The 25,886-nt window shown below is 41.4% G+C and carries 19 protein-coding genes; 4 read left to right on the top strand and 15 right to left on the bottom strand.

The window, feature by feature from the left end:
- Positions 1-2: 2 nt before the first annotated feature.
- Both PY092_RS02755 and PY092_RS02750 read right to left on the bottom strand, forming a co-directional pair.
- Positions 3-1,544, bottom strand: a complete 1,542-nt coding sequence (locus PY092_RS02755; protein ID WP_275614324.1) for a glycine--tRNA ligase — start codon at positions 1,542-1,544, stop codon at positions 3-5.
- A gap of 36 nt (positions 1,545-1,580) precedes the next feature.
- The gene (locus PY092_RS02750) at positions 1,581-2,477 is read right to left on the bottom strand and encodes a hypothetical protein (protein WP_275614323.1); all 897 of its coding nucleotides are present in this window, start codon (positions 2,475-2,477) and stop codon (positions 1,581-1,583) included.
- Between the two features lie 298 nt (positions 2,478-2,775).
- On the opposite strand from PY092_RS02750, the gene PY092_RS02745 reads away from it, so the two are divergent.
- Both PY092_RS02745 and PY092_RS02740 read left to right on the top strand, forming a co-directional pair.
- On the top strand, positions 2,776-3,222 hold the full coding sequence (locus PY092_RS02745) for a ComF family protein (RefSeq protein ID WP_275614322.1): 447 nt from the start codon (positions 2,776-2,778) through the stop codon (positions 3,220-3,222).
- A 65-nt stretch (positions 3,223-3,287) separates the two neighbouring features.
- Complete coding sequence (locus PY092_RS02740; RefSeq protein ID WP_275614321.1) at positions 3,288-4,907, top strand: Ig-like domain-containing protein; 1,620 nt, start codon at positions 3,288-3,290, stop codon at positions 4,905-4,907.
- Here the strand turns inward: PY092_RS02740 and PY092_RS02735 are convergent.
- From PY092_RS02735 to katG, 3 genes are all read right to left on the bottom strand, one after another.
- A complete protein-coding gene (locus PY092_RS02735; RefSeq protein ID WP_275614320.1) occupies positions 4,891-5,667 on the bottom strand; it encodes a nitrilase family protein in 777 nt (258 codons plus the stop codon). The two genes, PY092_RS02740 and PY092_RS02735, sit on opposite strands and share 17 nt — an antisense overlap.
- The gene (locus tag PY092_RS02730) at positions 5,668-6,144 is read right to left on the bottom strand and encodes an ankyrin repeat domain-containing protein (RefSeq protein WP_275614319.1); all 477 of its coding nucleotides are present in this window, start codon (positions 6,142-6,144) and stop codon (positions 5,668-5,670) included. It abuts the gene before it with no gap.
- 91 nt (positions 6,145-6,235) lie between these two features.
- Complete coding sequence (gene katG / locus PY092_RS02725) at positions 6,236-8,455, bottom strand: catalase/peroxidase HPI (protein WP_417958139.1); 2,220 nt, start codon at positions 8,453-8,455, stop codon at positions 6,236-6,238.
- A gap of 236 nt (positions 8,456-8,691) precedes the next feature.
- Here katG and PY092_RS02720 point away from each other — a divergent pair, with 236 nt between their 5' ends.
- Positions 8,692-9,222 (top strand): lipid-binding SYLF domain-containing protein, encoded by a 531-nt coding sequence (locus PY092_RS02720; protein WP_275614318.1) that lies wholly within the window; start codon positions 8,692-8,694, stop codon positions 9,220-9,222.
- Between the two features lie 47 nt (positions 9,223-9,269).
- Here PY092_RS02720 and PY092_RS02715 read toward each other — a convergent pair whose 3' ends face one another.
- Genes PY092_RS02715 through PY092_RS02705 form a run of 3 tightly spaced genes read right to left on the bottom strand, consistent with a single transcriptional unit; the run spans position 9,270 to position 13,886 of the window.
- Positions 9,270-9,731, bottom strand: coding sequence for a hypothetical protein (locus PY092_RS02715; protein ID WP_275614317.1), 462 nt, complete (start codon positions 9,729-9,731; stop codon positions 9,270-9,272).
- A gap of 48 nt (positions 9,732-9,779) precedes the next feature.
- The gene (locus tag PY092_RS02710; protein WP_275614316.1) at positions 9,780-11,144 is read right to left on the bottom strand and encodes a DUF5689 domain-containing protein; all 1,365 of its coding nucleotides are present in this window, start codon (positions 11,142-11,144) and stop codon (positions 9,780-9,782) included.
- Between the two features lie 9 nt (positions 11,145-11,153).
- A complete protein-coding gene (locus PY092_RS02705; protein WP_275614315.1) occupies positions 11,154-13,886 on the bottom strand; it encodes a TonB-dependent receptor in 2,733 nt (910 codons plus the stop codon).
- Positions 13,887-13,987: 101 nt separating this feature from the next.
- Between PY092_RS02705 and PY092_RS02700 the strand changes: the two genes are divergently transcribed.
- Positions 13,988-15,037, top strand: coding sequence for an endonuclease/exonuclease/phosphatase family protein (locus PY092_RS02700; RefSeq protein WP_275614314.1), 1,050 nt, complete (start codon positions 13,988-13,990; stop codon positions 15,035-15,037).
- 35 nt (positions 15,038-15,072) lie between these two features.
- Here the strand turns inward: PY092_RS02700 and PY092_RS02695 are convergent, their stop codons facing one another.
- The 7 genes from PY092_RS02695 to PY092_RS02665 all read right to left on the bottom strand — a co-directional run bounded on the left by PY092_RS02695 (position 15,073) and on the right by PY092_RS02665 (position 25,885).
- On the bottom strand, positions 15,073-15,510 hold the full coding sequence (locus PY092_RS02695) for a hypothetical protein (protein ID WP_275614313.1): 438 nt from the start codon (positions 15,508-15,510) through the stop codon (positions 15,073-15,075).
- A 99-nt stretch (positions 15,511-15,609) separates the two neighbouring features.
- Positions 15,610-18,420, bottom strand: coding sequence for a TonB-dependent receptor (locus PY092_RS02690; RefSeq protein ID WP_275614312.1), 2,811 nt, complete (start codon positions 18,418-18,420; stop codon positions 15,610-15,612).
- Positions 18,421-18,592: 172 nt separating this feature from the next.
- A complete protein-coding gene (gene pgi, locus PY092_RS02685) occupies positions 18,593-20,230 on the bottom strand; it encodes a glucose-6-phosphate isomerase (RefSeq protein ID WP_275614311.1) in 1,638 nt (545 codons plus the stop codon).
- Entirely contained in the window at positions 20,230-21,510 is a 1,281-nt protein-coding gene (locus tag PY092_RS02680) for a peptidoglycan DD-metalloendopeptidase family protein (RefSeq protein ID WP_275614310.1), read from the bottom strand. Before PY092_RS02680 ends, pgi begins: the two co-directional genes overlap by 1 nt.
- A 7-nt stretch (positions 21,511-21,517) precedes the next feature.
- Positions 21,518-22,492: a tryptophan 2,3-dioxygenase family protein gene (locus PY092_RS02675; RefSeq protein ID WP_275614309.1), complete on the bottom strand. Its 975-nt coding sequence runs from the start codon at positions 22,490-22,492 to the stop codon at positions 21,518-21,520.
- A gap of 5 nt (positions 22,493-22,497) precedes the next feature.
- The gene (locus tag PY092_RS02670; protein WP_275614308.1) at positions 22,498-23,280 is read right to left on the bottom strand and encodes a DUF3108 domain-containing protein; all 783 of its coding nucleotides are present in this window, start codon (positions 23,278-23,280) and stop codon (positions 22,498-22,500) included.
- A gap of 337 nt (positions 23,281-23,617) precedes the next feature.
- Positions 23,618-25,885 (bottom strand): patatin-like phospholipase family protein, encoded by a 2,268-nt coding sequence (locus PY092_RS02665; protein WP_275614307.1) that lies wholly within the window; start codon positions 25,883-25,885, stop codon positions 23,618-23,620.
- Between the last annotated feature and the right edge of the window lies 1 nt (position 25,886).

Genomic DNA, 25,886 nt, shown 5'->3' with positions numbered 1-25,886 from the left:
CCTTAGATTTTCTGCAACCAGTAACGCATATCCACTTCTTTGGAGATGATGTCTTTCACTTCTGAAAGTTTCACACGCTTTTGGTCCATGGTATCCCTATGACGAATGGTCACGGTATCGTCTTCCAAGGTTTGATGGTCCACGGTAACACAAAATGGCGTTCCTGCCGCATCCTGACGACGGTAGCGACGCCCTACGGCATCCTTTTCATCATATTCCACGTTGAAATCCCATTTGAGCTCGTCCACCAATTTCTGGGCGACTTCGGGAAGTCCGTCTCTTTTCAACAATGGAAGAACGGCTACTTTGTTGGGTGCCAATACAGCTGGAATCTTGAGTACAGTTCGTGTGGTACCATTTTCCAGTTCCTCTTCTTGCAATGAGTTGGAGAAAACGGCCAAGAACATACGGTCCAATCCTATGGAAGTTTCCAATACATAAGGAGTGTAGCTCTTGTTTTCCTCGTGGTCAAAATATTGGAGTTTTTTACCTGAGTATTCCTCATGCTTGCCCAAATCGAAATCGGTACGGGAATGGATTCCTTCCAGTTCCTTGAAACCGAACGGGAACCTAAACTCGATATCAGCGGCGGCATCAGCGTAGTGGGCCAATTTTTCATGGTCGTGGAAACGGTAGTTGTCCTCTCCCATTCCAAGGGAAAGGTGCCATTTCATACGTTTTTCCTTCCAGGCTTCGTACCACTCCAGTTGGGTGCCCGGCTTTATAAAGAATTGCATCTCCATCTGTTCAAATTCCCGCATACGGAAGATAAACTGACGGGCTACAATCTCGTTACGGAAGGCCTTTCCTGTTTGGGCAATTCCAAACGGAATTTTCATCCTTCCTGTTTTTTGTACGTTCAAAAAGTTGACAAATATACCTTGGGCGGTCTCAGGACGAAGGTACAGGTCCATGGCACTATCGGCAGAAGCTCCAAGTTTGGTGCCGAACATCAGGTTGAACTGCTTTACATCTGTCCAATTTTTAGAACCTGAAAGTGGGCAGGCAATCTCCAATTCCTCAATCAAGGCTTTTACATCGGCCAAATCTTCATTCTCGAGGGATTTTCCCATTCTTTTTAGAATGGAATCGGCTTTCTCCTGATAGCCTATTACCCTATTATTGGTCGCAAGAAATTGCTCCTTATCAAAACTATCGCCAAAGCGTTTTTCCGCTTTTTTAACCTCTTTTTCGATTTTGGCTTCAATCTTGGCCACATAGTCTTCGATCAAAACATCAGCTCGGTATCTTTTTTTGGAATCCTTGTTATCTATCAACGGGTCGTTGAACGCATCCACGTGGCCAGAGGCCTTCCAAGTGGTGGGATGCATGAATATGGCGGCATCGATGCCCACGATGTTCTCATTGAGCTGCACCATGGCTTTCCACCAATATTCGCGAATGTTCTTTTTTAGCTCGGCACCGTTCTGACCGTAATCATATACAGCACTGAGACCATCATAAATCTCACTGGATTGAAATACATATCCGTATTCCTTTGCGTGGGAGATAACCTTCTTAAAAATGTCTTCCTGATTTGCCATTGGGCAAAAATAGAGTTTTACCCAAAAAGTAGTATGCTATTTCAACTGAAATTCGGTGGAAGCCAACAATCTTTCGTCCTCGAATACATTCAAAGTGTAAATTCCCTCAGCCAAAGAGCCTTCAGGAACGGTAATGGCGTCACAAATACTGATTTCCTTTCCTGTGTACACAATCTCCACTTTTTTGCTGTAGGTATTTCCGCTTACCGAAATGGTATTGGCATTATCTTCGATTATGGACATATTGGGGTCCAAAAATTGCAAATAGAGCACTTTAATATCTCCACCCGAATCTGCATCACTGAGAATAGTGACACACCCCCTTAATTTTTCAATAACAGAAGCTTTGTTGGTTTTGATGGGCCTTCCTGCCCGTAACCTGAATCCGCTTCCTTCTGCATCCTGCAATCTTAGGTAGCTTTTGATACGTAACTCACGGGTAAGCTCCTTGTTGGTCTCGCGCAATAAGGATTCTGTCCGTTCCATACTATTGGCCCTTCCTCGCAGTTCTTCGAGCTGTTTGATGGTTTCATCATACTTGCTGGCCAACAAACTATTGTTATAGCGCAAAAAGTTGTTCTTGAGTTTAAGGCTGTCAAAACGCAATTCCAATTTACGGAGCTCCTTTCTGGTCTCCTTTAATTTGGTAATACTGAAGTTTAGCCTCCCAACCGAATCCAGCAATTGTTGTACCCTGAAACGAGAGGTTTGCAACTCGATTTCATTGACCTCATTCAATCCGGATAAACGGTCGACCTCGGCCCGCATCAATGTTAAATCCTTTACCAAAAGAGACTTCTCCTCCTCCAAAAAAATCATTTGGTTTTTGGACTGTGCATAGCTGTAATAAAAAGCAATAAGAATCCCAACTATGGCCGCGGCCATGGCGGCAAAGATAATTTTGTAGTTGAAAGTGTTATCTTGGGAGTTCATGAGGTTGACAGACTACGCTAAATATGTATAAGATTTGATACCAAAAAGGTTGGCTAAGATAATAAACGAGATTAACAACATCCTATTGCCAAGGGTATGTTTTGGATGTAATACCCAATTATTTAGTGGAGAACACATTTTGTGTGCCGTTTGTCGACATGATGTGCCACTCACCGATCATAACTACCTGGAAGAAAATGCAGTGGACCGTATATTTTATGGTAGAATTCCGATAAAAAAGGCTGCATCTTTCGTTTTTTTTCCAAAAAATGGCCTGGTAAAAAATTTGTTGCATTGGATGAAATATAAAAACCAAGAAGAGATTGGAGGTTTTTTAGGTGAATGGTGTGGTGCGCATTTACGTGAAAAAGGACACCTTTCCCATATTGATGCAGTAATCCCTGTCCCGTTACACCCAAAAAAACTTAAAAAGCGTGGCTACAACCAAGTGGCTTTATTTGCCAAAACCATTGCACAGAATATTGGGGCGGAATATTGTGATGATTGGTTGATCAAGACCATAAACACCAAAACCCAAACCAAAAAAGGTAGGCAAGGGCGTTGGGAAAGCTCCAAAGATGCTTTTGAACTCGATGCCTCATACAGCCAAAATTTTAAGCATGTACTCTTGGTGGACGATGTCATCACTACCGGGGCAACCATAGAATCGTGTGCACAAACACTTCTCCAACAAAAAAACATTGTAGTTTACGTACTGAGTATAGCCATGGCTTCGGAGGGTTAAAATTTATTAATGCGGTGCCCCAGTTCTCAAATTAGTTGTTTCTTTGTTCCACATTATTTTTAGGCATGGTGTACTTAAAAAAACTGTTTGGACTTCTTTTTTTCACTTTTATTGCCCTTGCTATGTGGCAATGTGCCAAACGAGGTTCCCCAAGTGGAGGACCAAAGGATATCACACCCCCGGAACTTTTACGAACCGACCCCGAAAACTTCACCACCAATTTCAAAGCCAAGAAAATACGTCTCTATTTTGATGAACTCATTAAATTGGAGGACGTGCAAAACCAATTGGTGGTTTCCCCTCCTTTTAAATACCCAGCTGAGATAACACCGATGGGATCTGCCAGCAAATATATAGAAGTCATCATCAAGGACACCCTTCGGGAAAACACTACGTACACCATCAATTTTGGACAAAGTATCGTGGACAACAATGAGGGGAACCCGAACAGCTTTTTGAGCTACGTATTCTCGACAGGGGATTATCTGGACTCCCTTACCCTTACCGGGGCGGTAAAAGATGCCATAAATAGAAAAGCGGATGAGTTCATTAGTGTCATGCTATACGAGATTGACAGCACTTATACGGATTCCACCATTTACAAGGAACCCCCATTATATATTTCGAATACCGGCGACAGTCTTCCCTTTTTTGAATTGAAAAATCTTAAAGCAGGAAAATATGCCTTGTTCGGACTAAAGGATGTGAACAAAAACAATATGTTCGACCAAGGGCAAGACAAAATCGGATTTATAGAAGATACCATTACCCTGCCAACGGATTCCATTTATGGACTGAACCTGTTTCGTGAAGAACTCAATTACAAGGCTACGGTACCGAGTTTGGTGGCCAAGAATAAAATTATTTTCGGATATCAGGGCGATCATCGGGATATGGTCATTGAACCTATGACATCACTGCCCGATTCGGTTGACACCAAAATATTGAAAGAACGAAACAAGGACACTTTAAATTATTGGATGACCCCGGCCGATTTGGATTCCATCGTTTTTATGGTTAGAAATGACAAAACTCTAACAATAGACACTTTTACGGTCAAAATGCGGGATTTGCCCATGGATTCCTTGACGGTTTCCACCTCCGTAAGCGGGAAGTTCAATTTTGAGGACACTTTTAGTGTGCTTACAAATACACCCATTTCTGAATTGGATACCACCCATATTTCACTAATGGTCAGTGATTCCATTCCCGCGACGTACACCTATGCGTTGGACACGGTACAAAACAAAGTGGATTTCGATTTTGAGGTGGAACCGAACCAAAAATATTCCTTTTCGTTCTTGCCAGGGGCCATTACGGATTTCTTCGGAGTGGAAAACGATACATTGGCCTATAATTTATCTACCGGCAGCTATGCGGATTATGGTAATTTACGTATGATTTTGGGCGGTAATGTCACTTATCCTGTCATTGTTCAGCTTACCAACGAAAAAGGGGAGGTGCAGCGGGAAATCGCAGCTTCCGAATCCCAGGTATTTGAATTCAGCTATTTGGACCCAGGTAATTATGTGGCCCGTGTAATTTTTGATGAAAACGGAAATGGCCAATTGGATACGGGTAACTTTCTTGAAAAAAGACAGCCGGAAGAAATCAGCTATTATCCTGGAACAATTGAAATCAGGGCCAACTGGGAAAAGGAAGAAACCTTTATCCTATCAAACTAAATTGGTCCCTGTCTTCCAAAAACCTTAGTTTTTTTCGGTTCGACTCAATGTGATCTTTGCTCAAGGTAGCGTATAGGATATCTTCATTTTCTGAAAAAGCCAATGGCTCCCCCAACACATCATAGACTGCGGAATGCCCTGGATATTCAAAATCCAAACCATCCTTACCTATTCGGTTAACACCAACACAATAAGCCATATTTTCGATGGCCCTGGCTTTTAGGAGCGTATCCCAGGCATCTATTCTTTTCTTGGGCCAATTGGCCACATAGATCAAGACATCGTAATTTTCCGCATTTCTAGACCAAACTGGAAACCTCAAGTCATAACAGATTAATGGATAAAAACTAAACCCTCTAAAGTATTCAATAATTTTTTTCTCCCCTCTTGAATAAACTTTGTCTTCCCCTGCTAAAGTAAATGTATGCCTCTTATCGTATGTTGACATGCCTCCATCAGGCTGAACAAACCACAACCTATTATAAAAGTTGTTTTCTTCTTGTGAAATAATACTTCCTATGATAGCAGCATCCTTTTCTTTCGCCTTTTGTAGCATCCATTCTACAGTTTTATGTCCTTCCGTGGAATTAATGTTTTCCGGCTTCATAGTAAACCCCGTTGTGAACATTTCGGGCAATATGATCACATCCACATCATCTGGGATGCTTGCTGTTTTTTGTTCAAACATTTCTCGGTTGCCAACTGGATCTTCCCAGTACAAATCGGTTTGAATCAAAGCAATATTCAAGGTTATGGACATCTAATATTTTTTTAAGAGTTCTTCCAGTTCGGCATTTCCTTGTTCAAGTGCCAAGCCCATAGCTGTTTTTCCTCTGGCATCTTTAACGGATGCATCTGCTCCGTGCATCAAAAGTAGTTCGGCAATATCTTTCCGGTTAAAGGTTACGGCATAGATGAGGCAAGTGGCTCCCATGGCATTTTTTTGGCTGACATTGGCCCCGGCATTGATCAACTTCTCGGCAATGTCGGCAAATCCTTTGAAACACACTCCCATGAGTGCGGTATTCCCCGAACCATCCAGAGCATCCACTTGCGCCCCTTTGTCCAACAGAAATGAAACGATATCATCATGACCATAATAAGCTGCCAATAAAAGAGGGGTAGAGCCTCTTTGGTCCTTGGCTTCCAAAAAATTCGGATTGTTTTGCAAAAGGATCTCCACGGCTTCTGAGTTCCCGTTGCGTATTTGGTTGAAGAATTCTTCTTTAGTATTCATAGCTATGTGAAAGTTATAAAAAAACTGCCACAACCTGAATAGGTCATGGCAGCCTTTGATGTTAATTTTCTTTTTCTTTTTTTCGTTTGAATTAATCCAGATCAAAACGGTCTAGATTCATTACCTTGGTCCATGCAGCAACAAAATCTTTTACAAATTTTGCTTCTGATCCTGACTCTGCATATACTTCTGCAAGAGCACGTAAGATGGAATTGGAACCGAATACCAAATCCACTCGTGTACCAGACCATTTAAAATCACCTGTCTTACGGTCAACGCCTTCATAAAGTGACTTTTCCTCATTGGCAGCCTTCCATTCGGTGGACATATCCAGCAAGTTCACAAAGAAATCATTGCTCAATACACCAATGTTATCGGTAAATACTCCATGTCTTGAACCATCAAAGTTGGCTCCAAGCACACGCAAACCACCTACTAGGGCTGTCATTTCTGGAGTGGTAAGCGTCAACAATTGCGCCTTATCCACCAACAAATGCTCTGCAGGCACTTTTACTCCTTTGACCACATAATTTCGGAACCCGTCATAAGGAGTGTTCAAATAATCAACGGAATCAATTTCGGTCTGCTCTTGAGTTGCATCGTTTCTGCCGGGGGTAAAGGGTACTTCTGTAGGCACGCCCGCATCACTGGCCGCCTTTTCAACAGCGGCACTACCTGCCAAAACGATCATATCCGCCAAGGAGATTTTCTTTCCACCACCGGCGTTGCTATTGAATTCATCTTTGATGTCCTCAAGAACCTTGATGGTTTTATCGGTCCCTTTATTTACTTCCCAACTTTTCATTGGCTCCAAGTTGATACGGGCACCATTGGCTCCACCACGCTTATCCCCACCACGGAAAGTGGCTGCAGATGACCAAGCTGTATAAACCAAATCAGAAACCGAAAGACCAGCATCCAATACTTTTGCTTTCAATGCTTTTACGTCGGAAGCATCCACCAAAGTATAGTCCACCTCAGGAATTGGATCTTGCCAAATCAATTCTTCCTTAGGCACCTCTGGTCCAAGGTAACGGGACAACGGCCCCATATCACGGTGTGTCAGCTTATACCATGCACGGGCGTAGGCATCGGCAAAAGCTTCAGGGTCTTCATAAAATTTACGTGAAATTTTCTCGTAAGCGGGATCAAAACGCAACGATAGGTCAGTAGTTAACATCGTAGGTTTTCTGTTGGGTCCACCAAAAGGGTCTGGAATAACAGCCTCCGCATTTGAAGCTACCCATTGGTGTGCACCTGCTGGGGATTTGGTCAATTCCCACTCATATTCGAACAAGAACTTAAAGAAATCATTGCTCCATTTTACCGGGGTGGAGGTCCAAATTACTTCCAATCCAGAAGTAAAGGCATCAGAACCTTTTCCTGTACCATTTTTATTTTCCCAGCCAAAGCCTTGTGATGCCAAATCTGCTGCTTCTGGATCTGCATCCATCATTACTTTTTCGCCATCTCCATTACCGTGTGTTTTACCAATGGTGTGTCCACCAGCAATCAATGCTACGGTTTCTTCATCGTTCATCGCCATACGCTCAAAAGTTTCGCGAATGTCGTGTGCTGCGGCTACTGGGTCAGGGTTGCCATCTGGCCCTTCTGGGTTTACGTAAATCAATCCCATTTGCACTGCGGCCAAAGGATTTTCTATTTCACGTTCTTCTTTATTATGCTGATAACGGCTGTTTGGTGTATCACTCGTAGCCAACCATTCGGTTTCGTTACCCCAATACACATCTTGGTCCGGTTCCCAAACATCTTCACGGCCTCCTGCAAAACCAAAGGTTTTGAATCCTGTGGACTCCAGTGCTACGTTCCCAGCCAATATGATAAGGTCTGCCCAAGATATTTTCTGACCGTATTTTTGTTTGATGGGCCACAACAAACGACGTGCCTTGTCCAAACTCACGTTATCTGGCCAAGAGTTAAGTGGAGCAAAACGTTGTTGCCCACGTCCACCGCCTCCACGGCCATCTTGCACACGATAGGTTCCTGCACTGTGCCATGCCATGCGAATAAACAACCCTGCATAACTACCAAAGTCTGCTGGCCACCAATCTTGTGAATCGGTCATAACGTCCAATAAATCCTGTTTAAGTGCTGCGTAATCGAGCTTCTTGAACTCTTCTGCGTAGTTGAAATCTTCTCCAAGTGGATTTGATTTTTCTGAATGTTGGCTCAAAAGTTCCAACTTAAGTCGGTTGGGCCACCAATCTTCGTTTTGTGTACCTCCACCGGCAACTTCGCTCAAAAATGGGCATTGACTTGCATCTGCCCCGTTTGCCATTTCTTTACTCATGATAGTATTTTGTTTAAAATTAGATTTTTAGTCATCTTAAAAATACGAAAATGATAATTTTTAATATAGAGAACTGATATTAAAATACTATTAAAACATAGTTGTTATCTATTGAGTATTGATTCGATATAGAGAAATCTTAACCCATATGCTTTTATTAACAATTATTGGGAAAGCACATCCTAAAATCAGCGACTAGGTTTTCTAACTTTGGATGAACACAAAAAACAAATAATATGAAAACGATAAAATCCATCCTGGTAATCGCTGTATTATTACTAGGAACAAGTGTATTCGCACAGAGTAAAAAAGACAGAAAAATTATGGGTGATGCCGAAAAGGCCAAAACGACATTATTGGAAACAAGCCCTAGTTTGAAGCGCTTCTTTGATGAATCCGCAGGGTATGTTATTTTTCCCAATGTTGGCAAAGGGGGCTTTATTATCGGTGGTGCTTCGGGAAACGGTGTGGTTTACGAAAATGGTAATGCCGTTGGAATGGCCGACCTTAAAAAATTGAACATCGGCTTGCAAGCTGGTGGACAAGCCATTATTGAGGTGATTTTCTTTGAGACTGATGTGGACCTGCAACGTTTTAAAACAGAAAAGTTCCAGTTTGCTGCAGAAACCTCCGCAGTAGCCTTAAAGTCAGGCATTGCCTTTGAGGCCAAATATAAGGATGGCGTAGCCGTTTTTGCGCTTCCAAAAGCTGGTCTTATGGCCGATGCTTCTGTAGGTGGACAAAAATTTAAGTACAAAGAATTTTAAGCCCAAACCAATAAATAGATTTAAGCCCCTTTTAAAAGGGGCTTTTTTTATTCCAACTGAGATTGTATTCCGTATTTCAAATTCAATTCCCTAACCATTTTATTCCGTTTTTTCTTGCGTTTTAAGGATGATAGAAACAAAGGCAGGGATACGCCCACTTCAAATGTCCCCAACGCCATTAACCCTCCTCCAACAATAACTTGGCCTGTGTTTTCACAAATATGTGCATCATCGCAACCACTATCCTGAGAAAAAATTAAACTGCCTCCAGCAAGCATTACCAGACCCAAACCTGCAAAAGTACTTCCCATAATAAGATTGTTCTTTCGCTTACGGTCAATATCTAAAATTTCCCAAAGTTGTTGTTCATTGGCTTCGCTTTGTTCAATTAAATAGGCATAGTTAAGACCCCAACGATCTAATCGTTCTTTTTGATCAAAAGAAAATTCTTGGGCACTTATGTTAGCAAGGTTACAACATAAAGTCACCGCAATAAAGATTTTTTTCATGTCAAATAATTATAAAATGTTATTGGGGTTATGCTGCAAGATGTTTATCTATTCCCGTTTACCGGGGGTAAAGTCCTGTGGGGCTTGTTGCGGTAAATTAATGGTGCCATTCTCTCCTGTGTCATTAAAAATGGTCCATTCATTAAAATTGTAGTCCGCACTCCCTTGTATAACACCTAGAGTGCGAAAAGCCCTACCATCTTCAAACTCATGATTGGTTCCTGAACCATCCTCTCCAATAATACCAAACACATCGATTACTTTTCCGAAAGGGTCAACCAATTCCAGATTGTCATCTCCATTGGAATCTGCAGGGCTATTAGTGCCAACACCCAAATCTGGTGGAAAACCATACACCAATTCAAATTCTTCCGCATTGGGGGAAATGACCAATGTACTCCCAGCATCAATAATCAATCCTGACAAATCAATAGTGGAACTTATTTCAGTATTATCGTTGGTATATCTTCGGAGGGTCCATAGGTTCAAATCCAAGGGCGCCAATGCGGAATTATACAGTTCCACAAACCTGGCTTTTGAGTTGTTGTCCGGGTCGGCCAATTCCGATATAAATATTTGGGTGGAAGTGAACTCGGTAATAATCTCTGGGCAACGCTCTTCGGTAAAGTTTACGTCTTCCAACGTTCTAATCAATAATTGGGGTATATCCCCATCCTTGGTTAGAATGGCGGTTAGCGTTCCGTTCGTTTTGGGAAGTGGTTCGGATTGGAAATCGGCATAGCCACTGTTTATCAGTACAATCTCATTTTCTTCGCAATCCATCAGCTTTCTTTCCGTCTCTTCTTGGGCAACGGCATAGGTTTCGCCTAAAATTTCTTCAGCAAACTCAACATTTTCCAATTGTACCAATATGTTTGATGGGAGGCTGTCCATTTCGGGAATGGTTGCAACTTCAGGATTGGGAATCCCTCCTCCATCGCACGACACAAAAAAATGGTCGATAACTTTTCCCGAGGGCAATCTTCCAATGGAAAGGTTTCCAAAGGAAGAAAAAACACTTCCGATTCGAATATTGCTTCCTCTTTTGCCCAGATAAAGCTCGTTTAGCTTTAACAGCACTCTACTCCCAACTGGAAAAAGCAAATGTGATTCCCTCAAATCCATTTCCAATTGAATCCCCATGGATGGATTGCTCAACGCATCTTGCAGGTAAAGCACACCAAAAAAATTCCCTGCTCGGTCAGAAGAGATTACATAGCCTTCCAAAATCAAATCCTCTTGAATTTGAATCACTTCATCTTGCACCAAGGAATCCAACTCTGCAAAAGTGATATTGGCCACCATATCGGTCTCACAATTCCCGCCAATTTCATCAAATTCCCTTCCATCAACACAACATAAAAGGAATATCAAGATGACAGTTCCAATAATTTTAAAAATCAATTTTTTCATAAGTAGGTTTTAAAAGCTAATGGCCAAATTCAAGAAATAGGTTCTTCCATAGCTGTACCAATATTTTGGGGCAAAGGAGGGCGAACCGCTCAGGTTATCCTGTTTCAACTGCCCAAAATTTCCGTTCCTGCTCTGCTCATAGCCGCCGGTGCGGAAAACCGTATCAAAAACGTTGTTGATACTTGCAAAAAAGCTGATATACTTCCCATCAACCAACCATGATTTTCCCCCAACCAGATTCAACAAATAGATGTCGTCCAGTTTATTTTGCTTTAGCAATTTGGCAACACTCTCTTCCGAATCATCTGGAAAAGGCTCGCCCGTTTCAGGGTCTATCAAAAAACTGGAAGTTCTTGTGATAGTCGAAAGATTGCTGTAATTATTGGTGAGAAAATTAGTCGTACCACTAATCCACCAATACTTTGGGGCTCTGTAGGATACTCCCAATGCAAGTGCGGTCTGGGGTCCCTGGGCCAGTTTTAAACCCTTGAGGGTTGCGATGCCCAGATCTATATTTCCTTCGGGAGCAATAAGGTCTTCTTCGGCATCTGCCGTATCAAAATTGATTTGGACAGATGGGTCGCTGGCGTATACATAATGCCCCACATTTCCTGCAGCGGTCAATTTTACCGTAGATGATGCTTCGTACTCAAACCCAAACTCGATGCCTTTGTGAAGTCTGTCCAAATCTGTAATCACTTCCTGAACAAAATCGGAACCCAAGCCTGAATCCACAAAAAAGAAATTGATATCCGTGGTATGCTGGAATCTTGTGTAAAACGCACTGATTCGTCCAGTTAAGCTGGGCAAACGGACAAAATAGCTCAAATCCACACTACTCACTATTTCCTTCTGAAGCTCGGGAACCGTTTCATTGTTTTCTCTCGGGTTGATGAATATATTCTGAATGATGGGCGGTCTTTCCACCATCGCTGCATTTGCTGTGAACCAATGTCTTCCTGTCAAGAAATAAGTAAATCCCCCTTTGTAGCCCAAATTGGAGAATGCTATTTTCTCGCTTGCTCCAAAGGAGTTTTCCAAATAGCGCCCGTTTTTGAAGAGACCATCTCTTTGGACATTAAAATTGGAATACGAAGCCGATACAAAACCATCCCACTTTTTAGAGGCGAATTTTAGTTGGGTAAACCCTTCCATTTGGGATGCATCCAAATTGTAATTGTAATTGAATTTTTCGCCCTCGGTTTTCTGTAGTTCTCCATCAACATGGTTCAAAGTATTGGAGAAGGTGTCCATATCCTCGTGGTAGGTGGCCCCCAATAGATCCAAAATTTCTGCATAGTTCTCGGATGTCGTGGTCTTGTAATTCCCTCCAAAGCCAAGTTCAATGAAATCACTCAATGTATAATTAAAGCTGGTAGCACTCGAAATGGTCGTCTTTTGGGCAATATCATCATAAAGTAAATAAGCTGCTTTTTCGCCATTGTTGCTGTTTGCTGTATAAAGTAGTTCCCAATCCAATTGAGGGTTTCCCAAAAAAGCTTCTTTTGCCAGATTTGCATTGATAAAGTCCGCTCCAATAGAACTGTTGATGTGATAACTGGGCATATAACGGTAATACGTTGGGTCGGGATTCGGGGCATTGTAGTAGCCCAGTCTGCTTCTGGAATTAATCCCTGTTTGATAGGCAAGTCCAACATTCCAATTGATTTTTTTCTTGTTCAATGCGTAGTTCAAGAGAAACAAGGGTTCAAAAATCTCACGCTCCCTTGAATTACGAATTTTATCGTCTTGCTTTCCCCAATACGGGTTGTATTGACCTCCCATCAAATCAAAAACCTCTTCGGTTAAAGCAGAAGAGCGCCCCCGTCGGTTACGAGCCAATAGTGAGGTAAACGTGATGCTGTTTTGCTCGTTGAACTGATATTCCACTGCTCCGAAAAAAGAATAGGCATCGTACAATGTCCCTTCCACAAAACCTTCTTTGGCCCATCGACGCGAAGCGGATACAGAGTATGCCAATCCACTTGGCTTTTCTCCCGAATTGTAAGTGGCCATCAACCTACCGCGATAGGTTCGGTTGGAAAATGATGAGGACAATCGTAGACCCGGGCGGAATCCTGAAGGTCGGGTGTTGATGTTGGTATTGCCCAAAATCCCACCGAACGTATATGGGTTCAATGTTAGGCTATTGGTAAATTCTTGATTTCGGACCACATCATTCAGCCCGCCCCAATTATTCCATTGCGGCCTCCCATCAAAAAATTTGTTCATGGGCACACCATTCATCAATACTTGGCCATTTCGTGAATCGTAGCCTCTGACCTTAAAAAAGGCCTGGCCAAAATCAAATGCAGCACGGTTCAGAAATATATCCCTAGTGGATTGCAACAATCCCATGGAACTGGAAACGGATTCAAAATCGTCGGATAGGTCCCCATCGGTAAGCGAAATCAAATTATCTGTTTGTTCGTGGGCAATATCCCTTTCCAAATAAATTATTCCCAAATCAATCGTATTTCCATCCAAATAGACCGAAAACCGCTTCGAAATAAAATCCAACGCAGAAAAATGGAGCATTTGCTCTCCAGTTTGTGCTAAATTGATTTCAAACCCGCCTTTGTTGTTTGTTGGGAATTCTTGAGAAGTGTTTCCCAGAATGATTTTTGCATTCGAAATGGGCACGTTTGAACCCTTTTCCATCAATTGCCCTGTAATTCGAGTACTTTGTTGTGCATACAGCGATTTACAACAAAGCATGGCCAATACTATGGCTAGCCTCATAGCTTATTGTAGGTTAATTAAGAAAAAAGGGGTTGTTATTGCTGTACAAACTGTGAAAAAGCGAACAATTGTACTTATTTTAGCTACAAAATCAAAATAAAATGCGATTATTAATATGCCTACTTGTATTAATATCGACCTCACTTTATGGACAAAAGTCCAAGACGTACACCTTAAGAACGATTGCTTTTTACAACTGTGAAAACCTCTTCGATACGGTAAACGACACCCTCACTTTTGATGATGACCGTACTCCCGAAGGACGTTATCATTGGACGAAGGAACGCTATTTACAAAAGGTGGAAAACCTGTCCAAAGTTATTTCCCAAATTGGTGCTGGAACTTCCAAAACATCTCCGGATATTGTCGGCCTTTGCGAGGTTGAAAATCTGGATGTGCTCGAAGATTTAGTGCAACACCCGAATTTACAGGAGAAGGATTATGGAATCATTCATTTTGATTCGCCTGATGAACGAGGGATTGATGTGGCCCTGCTCTATAAAAAAGCTTCGTTTATCCCATCTTCGTTTAAGAGTCATCGGCTTTTGTTGTTTGATGATATGGGGGAGCGGGAATATACCCGTGACCAATTGGTTGTGGGTGGCACCATAGATCGTGAAAGCATCTATTTTATTGTGAACCACTGGCCTTCGCGAAGGGGAGGAGCAGCGAAAAGTCAACCTTTACGTGTACGTGCTGCTTTGTTGAACAAGCGCATCATAGATTCTATCCAAGAACTAAATGTTGATGCAAAGATCATTGCTATGGGCGACCTGAACGATGACCCCATTGATGACAGTTTGAAAAAAATACTGAAAACAAAAGGCAAAAAAGGCCAATTGGATAGTTTGGGACTATTTAATCCGATGGAAGCCATGTTTAAAAAAGGTGTGGGTTCCTTGGCGTACCAGGACAAATGGAACTTGTTCGACCAACTATTCTTTACTGCCAATATAATGACCGAAGACCGAACTACATTATCTTTCTGGAAAGCGGGAATTTTTGCACCCCAATTTATCCGAACAAATGAAGGCCGGTTTAAAGGTTATCCGCTACGAACGTATTCGGGCGGTACGTATACAGCAGGGTACAGTGACCACTTTCCTGCGTATTTGTTTTTATTGAAAAAAAGCGAAGTAAACGAAAAATAGATTCCTGCTTTCGCAGGAATGACATTACAATTTTTTTAAGCGAACCACTGCCCCCATGGAATGCGGCTCAAAATAAGCAATAATCCGAGTCCGTAGAAAATGGAAATGGTCTTGAACTTTTTAGTGGCTTCCATCAATTTTTTGTGACGTGACCACCCAATGGTAATCAACACCAAAGCGATAATATTGATAAACGGGTGTTCCACGGCCAATAAACGCGCAGGAGCGTTCAGTCCACTCATTCCCAAGGTTTGTATGGCTTTAAACCCATTACCTGATATAAAATAAAGAATAAGCCCTACCAATAATTGAATATGACTAAGAATAAGTGCGAACAAGCTTATACGAAGGTCTTTTTGTAAGGTAAAGTCCTTCTTGCCCAACCAGCCTGCTATGGCATTGACTACGGCGATTACTAAAACGGCCAGCACCACGTAGGCCAAATAAGAGTGTAGGTTCTTGATGATTTCCATTAGGTAAAGTTTGTATGGTCTAAAAATACGGAATTTTAAACATAAAAAAAGCCCCTCGCTTGTGCGAGGGGCTTTTAATTGTATCTTTTCTAGATTCTATTAGAATCTATAACGTAGACCAAAGTTCCAAGTTCTTCCGAAGCCCCAGAATACGTTGTTAGATACATTGACTCCGTTCCAAGTTTCATCTCCTGCTTCAGCTTCGTTATTGGAAGTTGATTCAGAAATGTACACTTCGTTGAATACGTTGTTTACGTTCAATCTTAAGTTCAAGTACTTGCTTTTTTCTTTACCCAAAGCCATTTTGTAAGAAAGACCCATATCGATCAAATCGTATGCTGGCAATTTCAATTGGAAATCTCCACCATCTGGTTGTCCATCAGCTGGATCCTCATCTTGGAAATTAACAATGTCGAACTGAGCGTAAAGGTCAGCAGCATGATACCAGCTTGCATCGAAGAACAAGTTTTCCACAGGCTCTACGGTAGCACCCAATCTCAAGGTAGTTTGAGCTGCATCGTCCACTTTTACCCCATCTAAAATCATCGATACTTCTCCAACTTTATTTTGTCCGTCATCAAATACATCTGCTTGAGGATTACCAGCATATTGCCAATCACCCAAAGATAACATACCTGTGAAAGTCAACCAGTGTGATGGGCGTGCAGTGAAATCAACTTCCACTCCCATATGCACCTGCTCAATACCGTCGTAATTTGCCGTTCCTTGGAATGTCAAGTTACCATCCCCATCAGTTACATTAACACTCTCAGATAAGAATCGATCACTCCAAGAAGTTCTGTACAAGTTAACATTTCCACTGAAGTACTGGCTTCTGAAGCCATATCCTACTTCCAGTCCAAGGATTTTCTCGTTTTGGTAGTCATCATTAATGTCATTTCTATAGTTCAAGAAGATAGCATCAAAGATGGGTTGCTTAAGATAGTAACCTGCATTAGCGAACACATTGTGTTTTTCGTCGATGTTGTAGTTTAACCCTCCTTTAATGTTTCCTCCAACAATATTAATCCAATCCGTTTCTTGCTCGGGATCTGAATCTAGATAAGTGAAGTAATCGATTCTTTTGAATCCCTGGTTGGAAATACCTCCTTGAAGAAAGGCAGAAATTTTGTCGGTTTTGTACTCAACCTGACCAAAAGCTCCCAACCATTGTACCTTACCATCATTATAGTAATCAATTTTGGTTTCGTCATCAACATTCTTGAATACATTCCAGATATTTCCAATTGTTGGAGCATAGGTATCTGTAGTAAAGTTGTAAATATTATTGGCGTCATCGTTATCAACATACACATCGGCACCCATAAGGTCCACCAACCTTCTGTAGTGGATACCTTTATATGTTCTGGCATCAACACCTAAATCGAATGACCAATTTTCATTTACGTCGTTATGGAAGTTAATAATAGTTCCATACCAGTTGTGAGAGTTCATAGAAGAACGTTGAGAGATACCGTTTTCAGATCCCCGTGTAAATCCATATTCATCTACATGACCATAACTGTTAGAATTACCATTTACAAACATTCCTAAGAAAGGACCTTGATAAGCTGGGTCATTTGTACCTGTAAATCCTTCTCTTGGCGCACCAAAATCAGGAACATTGGCACCACTGTTCCAAGCTACGATATCATCAAAACGAACATGTCCGTTAGCGTCTTTGAATTGCCCATAATAGGATTGACCTCCATTGATTCTACCAATAGAGCCGATAGAACCACCACGACCTAGGGAAGCATATACTACTGAAGACAAAGTAGATTTATCAGAGATTTTCCAATCCCAGTTGATCATAGCTTTTGGTTTATGGTAAAAGTTACCTGAGAAGGTATCTTCTTTTCCATTTCTGTATCCGTAATCAGAGTTATAACGGATGTTAGGATCTACACCATTGTTACCGTAAGCAATATAGTTGGAGATAGATTCAGCATAACCTCTTTGGTAGTGTTGCTGAGGAGCACCGGTTACCATAAATTGGAAATCATGCTTATCGTTAGGTCTGTATCCCAAAGCTACAAAGTAGTTGTAAGATTCAAAAGGAGTACCTTGAACATATCCGTCACCAGCAGCACGACCGAACATGGCACTAACTGAAAGTCCATTTTCCATCAAACCAGTGTTGTAAGACACAGTAGTTTTTAAATAATCGTTGTTACCAACTGTAGCAGCAATTGCACCACCCTCTTTATTGTCGGCAGCCTTAGTTAAAATGTTGATGGTACCACCCACAGAAGAGATGGCCAATTTGGATGAACCAAGACCCCTTTGTACCTGCATAGCAGAAGTTACATCAGAAAGACCAGCCCAGTTACTCCAGTAAACCCATCCGTTTTCCATATCGTTTACAGGTACACCGTTAATCATAACCGCTGTATTTCTTTGGTCAAAACCACGAACGTTGATCCTGGCGTCTCCAAAACCACCACCCTGTTTTGTTACATAGATAGAAGGTGTTGATTTCAAAATTTCTGGAAATTCCTGAGAACCCAATTTCTCAACGATTTCTGTTGATGTAATGGTAGATACAGCAACAGGGGTTTCCCTGTCTTTTGCAATATCCATTACCCCAGTAACAACAACCTCACCTAGTTGTTCAGCATCTGGCATTAGTACAATAGTACCCACATTGCCTGTGGAAGAGAAAGCGACTTCTTGCTTCAAAAATCCAATGTATGATACCACTAGTGTACCTGAACTTTGGCTTACTTCCAAAGTAAAGTTACCATCAAAATCAGTGGATGTTCCATTGGATGTTCCTTTTACCATTACGGTAGCTCCTGGTAGTGGTCCGCCCATATCACCATCGGTAACCGTACCAGTAAGAGTTCCTTGTGAAAATGCCATCGCGGAAACAAAAATAGCCGCAATAGCCAAGTAGATTCTTTTCATTTAATTCAGTGTTTAAGTGTTTAATTAGCCCTGCAAATGTGATCCATTTTTGACACTCTGCGATTAAGCCAAAGTTAAAATCAAGCAAATATACTTAACACTAAATTAACAAATCAAATTATCTGAGAAACAATTGTTTGGAGATTTTATAAGGTTTTGAGCAGATGGCAATTTACTCCTTAAAAAAATGCAAAAGGTTCAATGTGGAGCTGTCGTGTTTACCAATATCTGAATTCTCAATATCGGACAAAATGTTTTTGGCCAATTGCTTCCCTAATTCCACGCCCCATTGATCGTAACTAAAGATGTTCCAAACCACACCTTGAACAAATATCTTGTGTTCGTAAAGTGCAATCAACGCGCCCAAACTTTTAGGGATCAGTTTATCGATTAATATCGTGTTAGTGGGCTTGTTTCCTTCAAAGATTTTAAAAGGAAGCAATTTCTCCAGTTCCTCGCCCGATAATCCTTGAGATTCCAATTCTTGTTTTACCTCATCTGCTGTTTTACCGTTCATCAAAGCTTCGGTCTGGGCAAAAAAGTTTGCCATCAATTTATTGTGAAGGTCCATATCGCCGTGCAGTGATTTCTTGTATCCGATAAAGTCTGTTGGAATCAGTTTGGTGCCTTGGTGTATCAATTGGAAAAAGGCGTGCTGCGAATTGGTCCCTGGCTCTCCCCATATAATGGTACCGGTTTCATGACCAACCCTATTTCCTGCTCTGTCCACACTTTTTCCGTTACTCTCCATAATACCTTGTTGCAAATATGCCGAAAAACGGTGCAGGTATTGTGTATAGGGAATGATCGCTTCGGTCTCTGCCTTATAAAAGTTATTGTACCAAACACTGATGAGACCCAATATCACAGGTATGTTATCATCGAACCGGGTTTCTTTAAAATGGACGTCCATTTCATGGGCCCCATCCAAAAGGGCATCGAAGTTTTCGTAACCTACGGAAAGTGCTATGGACAATCCAACAGCACTCCACAGGGAGAATCTACCACCTACCCAATCCCACATCGGGAACACATTGTCATTTGCAATACCAAATTCCTTGATTTTTTCCAAGTTGGTGGACACTGCCACGAAGTGGTCGGCCACATCTTTTTCTGATGCACTTTTCAAAAACCACTTTTTAATGGTCAATGCATTGGACAACGTTTCCTGTGTGGTAAACGATTTTGATACTATAACAAACAAGGTTGTCTCTGGGTCAAGTCCCTTTATCACTTCGTGTACCAAATCACCATCAACATTGCTTACAAAATGGGTTTTTAGGTCATTTTGATAAAACTTCAAGGCTTCAGTGACCATTACTGGCCCCAAATCCGACCCGCCAATACCAATATTCACGATATCGGTAAATGCCTTGCCCGTATGCCCTTTTCTTTCCCCAGAAATAACGGCTTCAGAAAAAGTTTTGATTTTTTCCTTTACTTCAAAGACCTCATCAACGATATTGACTCCGTCCACCAAAACCTTGTCATCTTTTTTGGCACGCAAGGCAGTGTGCAATACGGCTCTACCTTCGGTCTGGTTGATGAGTTCTCCACCAAAATAACTTTTCATGGCCGCTTTTAAGTCAATCTCCTCAGCCAACTCCAACAACAACTTCAACGTTTCATCGGTAATTCTATTCTTTGAATAGTCCACCAAAAAATCGTTCCAAAGAATGGATAACTTTTTACCACGGCCTTCCTCTTTAGAAAACAGCTCCCTTAGATGTACATCTTTGGTCTCTTGGTAATGTTCTTGAAGTTTTTTCCAGGCTTCTGTTGTAGTAGGGTTGATTGTGGGTAGTGCCATTACTGGGTATATGATATTAAGGTTTCTTCGGGCTCTGCAGGTGTTGGCTCTGTTAATTCGATGCAATCCAATTGATCACGCAACGGTTGAATGTATGCTAAATAATCGGTGCGCAATGAATCTGCAATAGGTTCTGCTGCGGGAAGTTCTTCTTTGAATGGGTCCACTTGTCTTCCATTCTTCCAAAAACGATAACAAACGTGAGGGCCTCCGGTATTTCCCGTCATACCGATCCAGCCTATTACATCACCTTGGCGCACAAAGTCCCCACGCTTAACATTTTGAGCCTTCATGTGTAGGTATTGTGTGCTGTAAGTACCATTGTGCTTGATTTTAACGTATTTCCCATTTCCGCCCCTGCGTGTCGATTCGGTTACCGTACCATCCGCAGTAGCAACAATGGGCGTTCCTATTGGAGCGGCAAAATCAGTTCCTCTATGGGGTCTTACCTTATTACCGTAATAGGCAATCCTTCTTCTTAGGTTATAACGAGACGACAATCGATACTGGAATTTAACCGGCGCCCGTAAAAAGGTGCTTCGCAGATTATTGGCCTCTTGATCAAAATACTCCAATATATTATGGGTAGCATCCGACATATATGGAAATGCATAAATGGTTTTCCCTTTATGCTCAAAATATGCTGCTTTTACAGCTCCAATACCCGCATAAATACTGTCATTGATATAGCGCTCATCAAAAACCACCTTGAATTTGTCTCCTTTGTCCAATCGTCCAAAATCGATGGTCCATGCATATATATCGGAAAGCGCAAAGGTTAGGTTGTAATCCACTCCCAAAGTATCAATGGACATGGACAAACTATGATCGATAATTCCTCCTATCTCACGCTCTACCAATGTTACTTTTTTCTTGCTCTTATAGGCTTTAGTTGAATCGCGAAGATCCACTACAGTGTAGTTGATTTTGTCGTTTTGGTAGATGAATACCTCGGCCACCTCGGAAGTATCCTTGGATTTAAGAATGAGATATGGCTTGCCCACCATAATCTTTCGGACATCAAAGGTATCCCGGAAATTTTCTGAAATAGCGGCGATTTTGGGATAATCCACTTTGTTCTTGAGCATGAGTTCACCGAAACTGTCCCCATTACGAACGGTATCGTGAACTACATTGAATTCATCAAGATTAAATCCATAATGCAATTTTGGAAGCTTTTCAATGACTTCCACTTTTGCTACTTCTTCAACCGGTTCTTTTGTTTGCTTGCATGATGCCAGTACGGCCAGCACCACAATTGCCCCAATAATTTTCCGCATCGTTCTTCTATTCCTTGTATTCTTGTTTATCTGGATTGAAAACATGGTCCACCCATTGCTTGCCCCATGTATCCAACTCTTCTTTGGTATGCAAAGTTGGGAAAAAAATTATTTTCTGGAAACTTGGTGGCAAATACTCCTTCCAATTGGTACCTCCAGTCGCTTCCACATCCTTGCCTTCCTTTGCCAAATATCTGTACGCTGATCCCATGTGCATCAATGGCCAATTTACATTGGCGTTCAAATCTAACTCTTTTAACGCTAAAATCAGCTCTTCATTGTTTCTGGATGAATCGGGAAGCTGAAGATATTTCTGATATATAGTACTGTTCTTCACTTGGTTGGCTATCCGTAAAAGTCTTGGCGTATATCTTACCTCAAACTGTTTTAATGTCAAGGTCTTTTCGCCTGTGGCCAAATCAGTAGCGCCTTTTTTCCAATAAACATGCTCAAACAGTTCTTCAATGCTGTTCTCCGATGAAAATTGATCCCGTTCAGAAGGATGCACCATATTTTCCAAAGGAGTGGCATAGAACTCTATCATTCTATACTGTGCTGATTGGAATCCACTAGCGGGAAGCAAGGCCATTCGATAACGCAGGAACTGCTCGCGTTCCATTCCCTTGATCATAATACTGAACGATGATATGAGTGCCTTGAAATAACTATTGATTCTTCGGACTTTTTCAATGAAGAATGCAACATCCTGGGATCTATCCTCAACAATTTGCTTTTCTTCATGAAGGATAAGTTTAAAATAAAGCTCGGTAATCTGGTGGTACATGATGAAAATCTCTTCATCCGGGAAATGGGTTCTGGGAACCTGAAGACTGAGCAAAGTATCCAGATGGATGTAATCCCAATACGTTAAATACCTTTCATAAAGAAGTCCATCCAAATAAGAACTTAGGTCCTGTCCCGAGTTTTTGTACTTTTCCTCTAGCTTATTGATTTGGGAAGCGATTTTTGCATCCTTATCCATTAATACTATTTCATTATTATTTTAAACTGGTTCTTTAATCCATTATAACCATCAAGATCGGCTTTTAAGGAACCTACAGCCAAATTGGCTTTTATGCGGATGGGTATTTTGTTCCAATCGTTGGAAACCCATAGGGTAAGGCTCTCTTTTTCCTTAAAAACACGACCGGACTGAACCAAAGGTCTAAATTTAAGACATTCCACCTTTCCAAACTTGGTCCTGAGGATATCTTTTCCCAAATATTTTAACTGAAATTTAAAAACCCCATCATCATCAAAAAGCATGTCAAGGTTTATGGAGTCTCCCACTTCAAATTCTTCAAGGTTATAATTGCTCCTTAAATAGTAAGATGCGGAAATCAAATCCTGTATTTCGTCATGGATGGAAAAGTCTTGTTTTGTGCCATTTTTATTATCCATTAGCTGTGCCTTCTCCTTACCATAGTCAAATTCTATTTCTATATCCTTGGTATATCCACCTTCATCAATTTTTCGGATAAACTTATAGGGTTTGCCATGCTCACGGTCAAAATAACTTTCGTATGTATCATCAACCTTAAAGAAAATACTAGCAAAACCTGTGGTTTTGCCTTTTCCCACTACATGATAAACAGGTACATCATCCAAGGTTTCGGAAGTAAGGTGCAAAGTGGCATAGCTTGCATTTAGGATGCCGTAATGAATCCTAAATTTCAACCACTCCCCAGATTTAAAAGCCGGGCGTGAACTTTGACCCATAACAGGCATTGCCAAAAGAAGCAATAATGTAGGTATCAGTATTTTTTTCATCTGCAATTTTATGATTATAAAATTAGTAAAATCACTTTAGGGGCTACACTGTTCACATATACTTAAACAAAACTTATTCCAAAATAGTATAAACAAAAAAAAGCCCAGTCTCGAGACTGGGCTTTTCCTAAATAACCAACCAAACTTTAAATTATGAAAAACCAATACTTAAAGTTATAAGGGAACCACCCCTTATGTGGGCCAAAGATACGGCAAGGTTTTGTAGGAAAAAGTGTTTTTAACGGACTTTAACTAAACACCTATGATATTGATTGGTTTTACCCGTTTTTTTGACAAATTATTAAGATAATCGACCTGTTTGACCAAGTGATTTTCATCAGAACCAATACCCCACACTAAAGAAAACATTGCTTTCCGACAACTCGGGAGACCAAGAGTAATACACTTGGATGGGACCCAAAAAAGATTCAAAACCATAACCTACTCCGTATCCGGAAAAATCGGGTTCTTTGAACCAATCGCCCGTTCTAAAAAGATCATCAGCGATGTTGGCATAATTGGCCGAGAACAAAAAATGGTGTTTGTAGGTAAATTCGTAATCTAGTCTACCGTAGCCTTTAATAAAACTATTGCCGGGAAGACTAAGGAAATCATAGCCAAAGAAGGGCACAAAATTATTTACAAAGTCGTTGCCGAAACCTCCCAAAATAAAATCAAAAGAAGTGACCGGGGAAGTCCCCAATTTCACTCCTCCTTCTGTTTCCAACTGTAAGCTCAAACCAGGCAACAGTGACATGGTCCCCCCCAATTTTGCCTTACCCACGGCAAACTGACTAAAATTATTGTTGAAATCAGATGAAAGCACGTAGAAATGGAAGTCCCCATCGAATAAAAGCCCCTTCGTCGGGAAATATTTATCGTCGTAGGTATCCAGTTTTATTTGGGAGTAAGCACTAAAGTAATTGGAGTTTTCAAAAGTGGTGCGTTGGTTGGAAGTTGAAGTTTCCGTTTCTGGGTCCTGGTCCACTTTATTTAACGTCCGGGTGCTATAATTCAGGAATTTATGTTCCGCTCCAATGGTAAAAGCGAACTCTTCCTGCAATACAGTTTGTAGATACACCTGATTGGTAAAATCGGTCACATCGATATTGATTCTTTGGATATTGGGGTCGTTGAGAACATTGAAATTTCCTTTTATCAGGGAAAAATCGGTTTCCGCATCAAAATCGGTCAGTTTTGAGTTGACGCCGAAGCTCCAATAATAACCCTTATCCAAATAATACTGCATGTTGTACCTAATGTGGTCACCCAAAATAAAATCAAAGGAAGCCACATCATCCTTCATTAAAAAGTTCTTTTTGGTAAGGTTGATGAGTGCTGCGCTTTTATAAAGATCATCATAATGCGCCGACATTTTGATGAACATTTTGGTGGGGTTTTCCTTAAGCTTTAAAATCAAATCCGTGCCCAATCCATTCGATATCAAATCATATCGGATGGCCTTGAAGTTCCCAGTGGCCGAAAGATTGCTCATCCCTTGCCTTAGGTCATCAAAAGAGATTTTTTCCGCCAAATCGAACCGCAACTTACCTTTGATGTAACCTCTGGTATACTGATCGTTACCCTCGATTATCATCCGGTTGACGGTCAAACTATCGGCTATTTCAACCCTCTTCCTTGGCTTTGGCGATACTTTTTGACTCTTGGCGATTTGCTTCAGTTCATCTAACTTATTCTGAGCGGCCTCTTCCCCACTCTTTACGATTTGCTTTCCTTTATCAAAAGCAATGACAGAGAACTCATCAATATCCGGTCTGATATAGATATCCGTTTCTTTGGACTTTTTCTTCATATCGTTTACCGTACGATAGTTGTTGATCTGCAGCAATATTTCCGTGGCCGAAGAAAGGGATTCCCTTGTGGCCAGATCATGTTGCACATCCACCCCGATAATAATATCGGCGCCCATGGCCTTTACTTGATTTATGGGATAATTGTTGACCACGCCCCCATCTATCAAAATTTGCCCATCTATTTCCGCAGGCTCAAAAAGCGAAGGAAATGTCCCACTTGCCACAATGGCTTCAGGCAAATATCCTTTGTCCAACAAAACTTCCTCCCCTGTTTCCACATTGGTGGCCACACATAGAAAAGGTGTGGGCAATTTTCTGAAATCCTCTACATCTTTTACATGGAAAAGCAATTGCACCAATAAATTGTAAATGTTTTGTCCACCAGAAATCGCCTGTGGGAAGGATACTTTAAAGTTTTCGAACGGCAGGGATAGTGCATAACGCTCCGAATCCTCTTTTTCATAAAAGGTTTTGGCACTTCGGGGCACATTATCCTGAATCAAGTTGGTAAAATCGGTGCTCCTGAAAATGGAGTCCAATTGCTGCGAGGAATAGCCAGACGCATACAAGGCCCCGACAATGGCACCCATACTTGTCCCTCCTATGTAGTCCACTTTTATCCCGGCTTCCTCGATTATCTTCAACGCTCCAATATGGGCCAAACCCTTCGCACCCCCACCACTCAGAACCAACCCCACCTTTGGTGGTTTGCCCTCTGAAGTGTTTTGGGCAAATAACGTCATGCCCAGAAAGGCAAATAGAAGTGTTAGAATGGCCGCCTTGTTTCGCATG

This window comes from Flagellimonas yonaguniensis, assembly GCF_029193885.1.
Lineage (GTDB): Bacteria > Bacteroidota > Bacteroidia > Flavobacteriales > Flavobacteriaceae > Flagellimonas > Flagellimonas yonaguniensis.
This window is presented reverse-complemented; position numbering and strand designations above follow the sequence as displayed.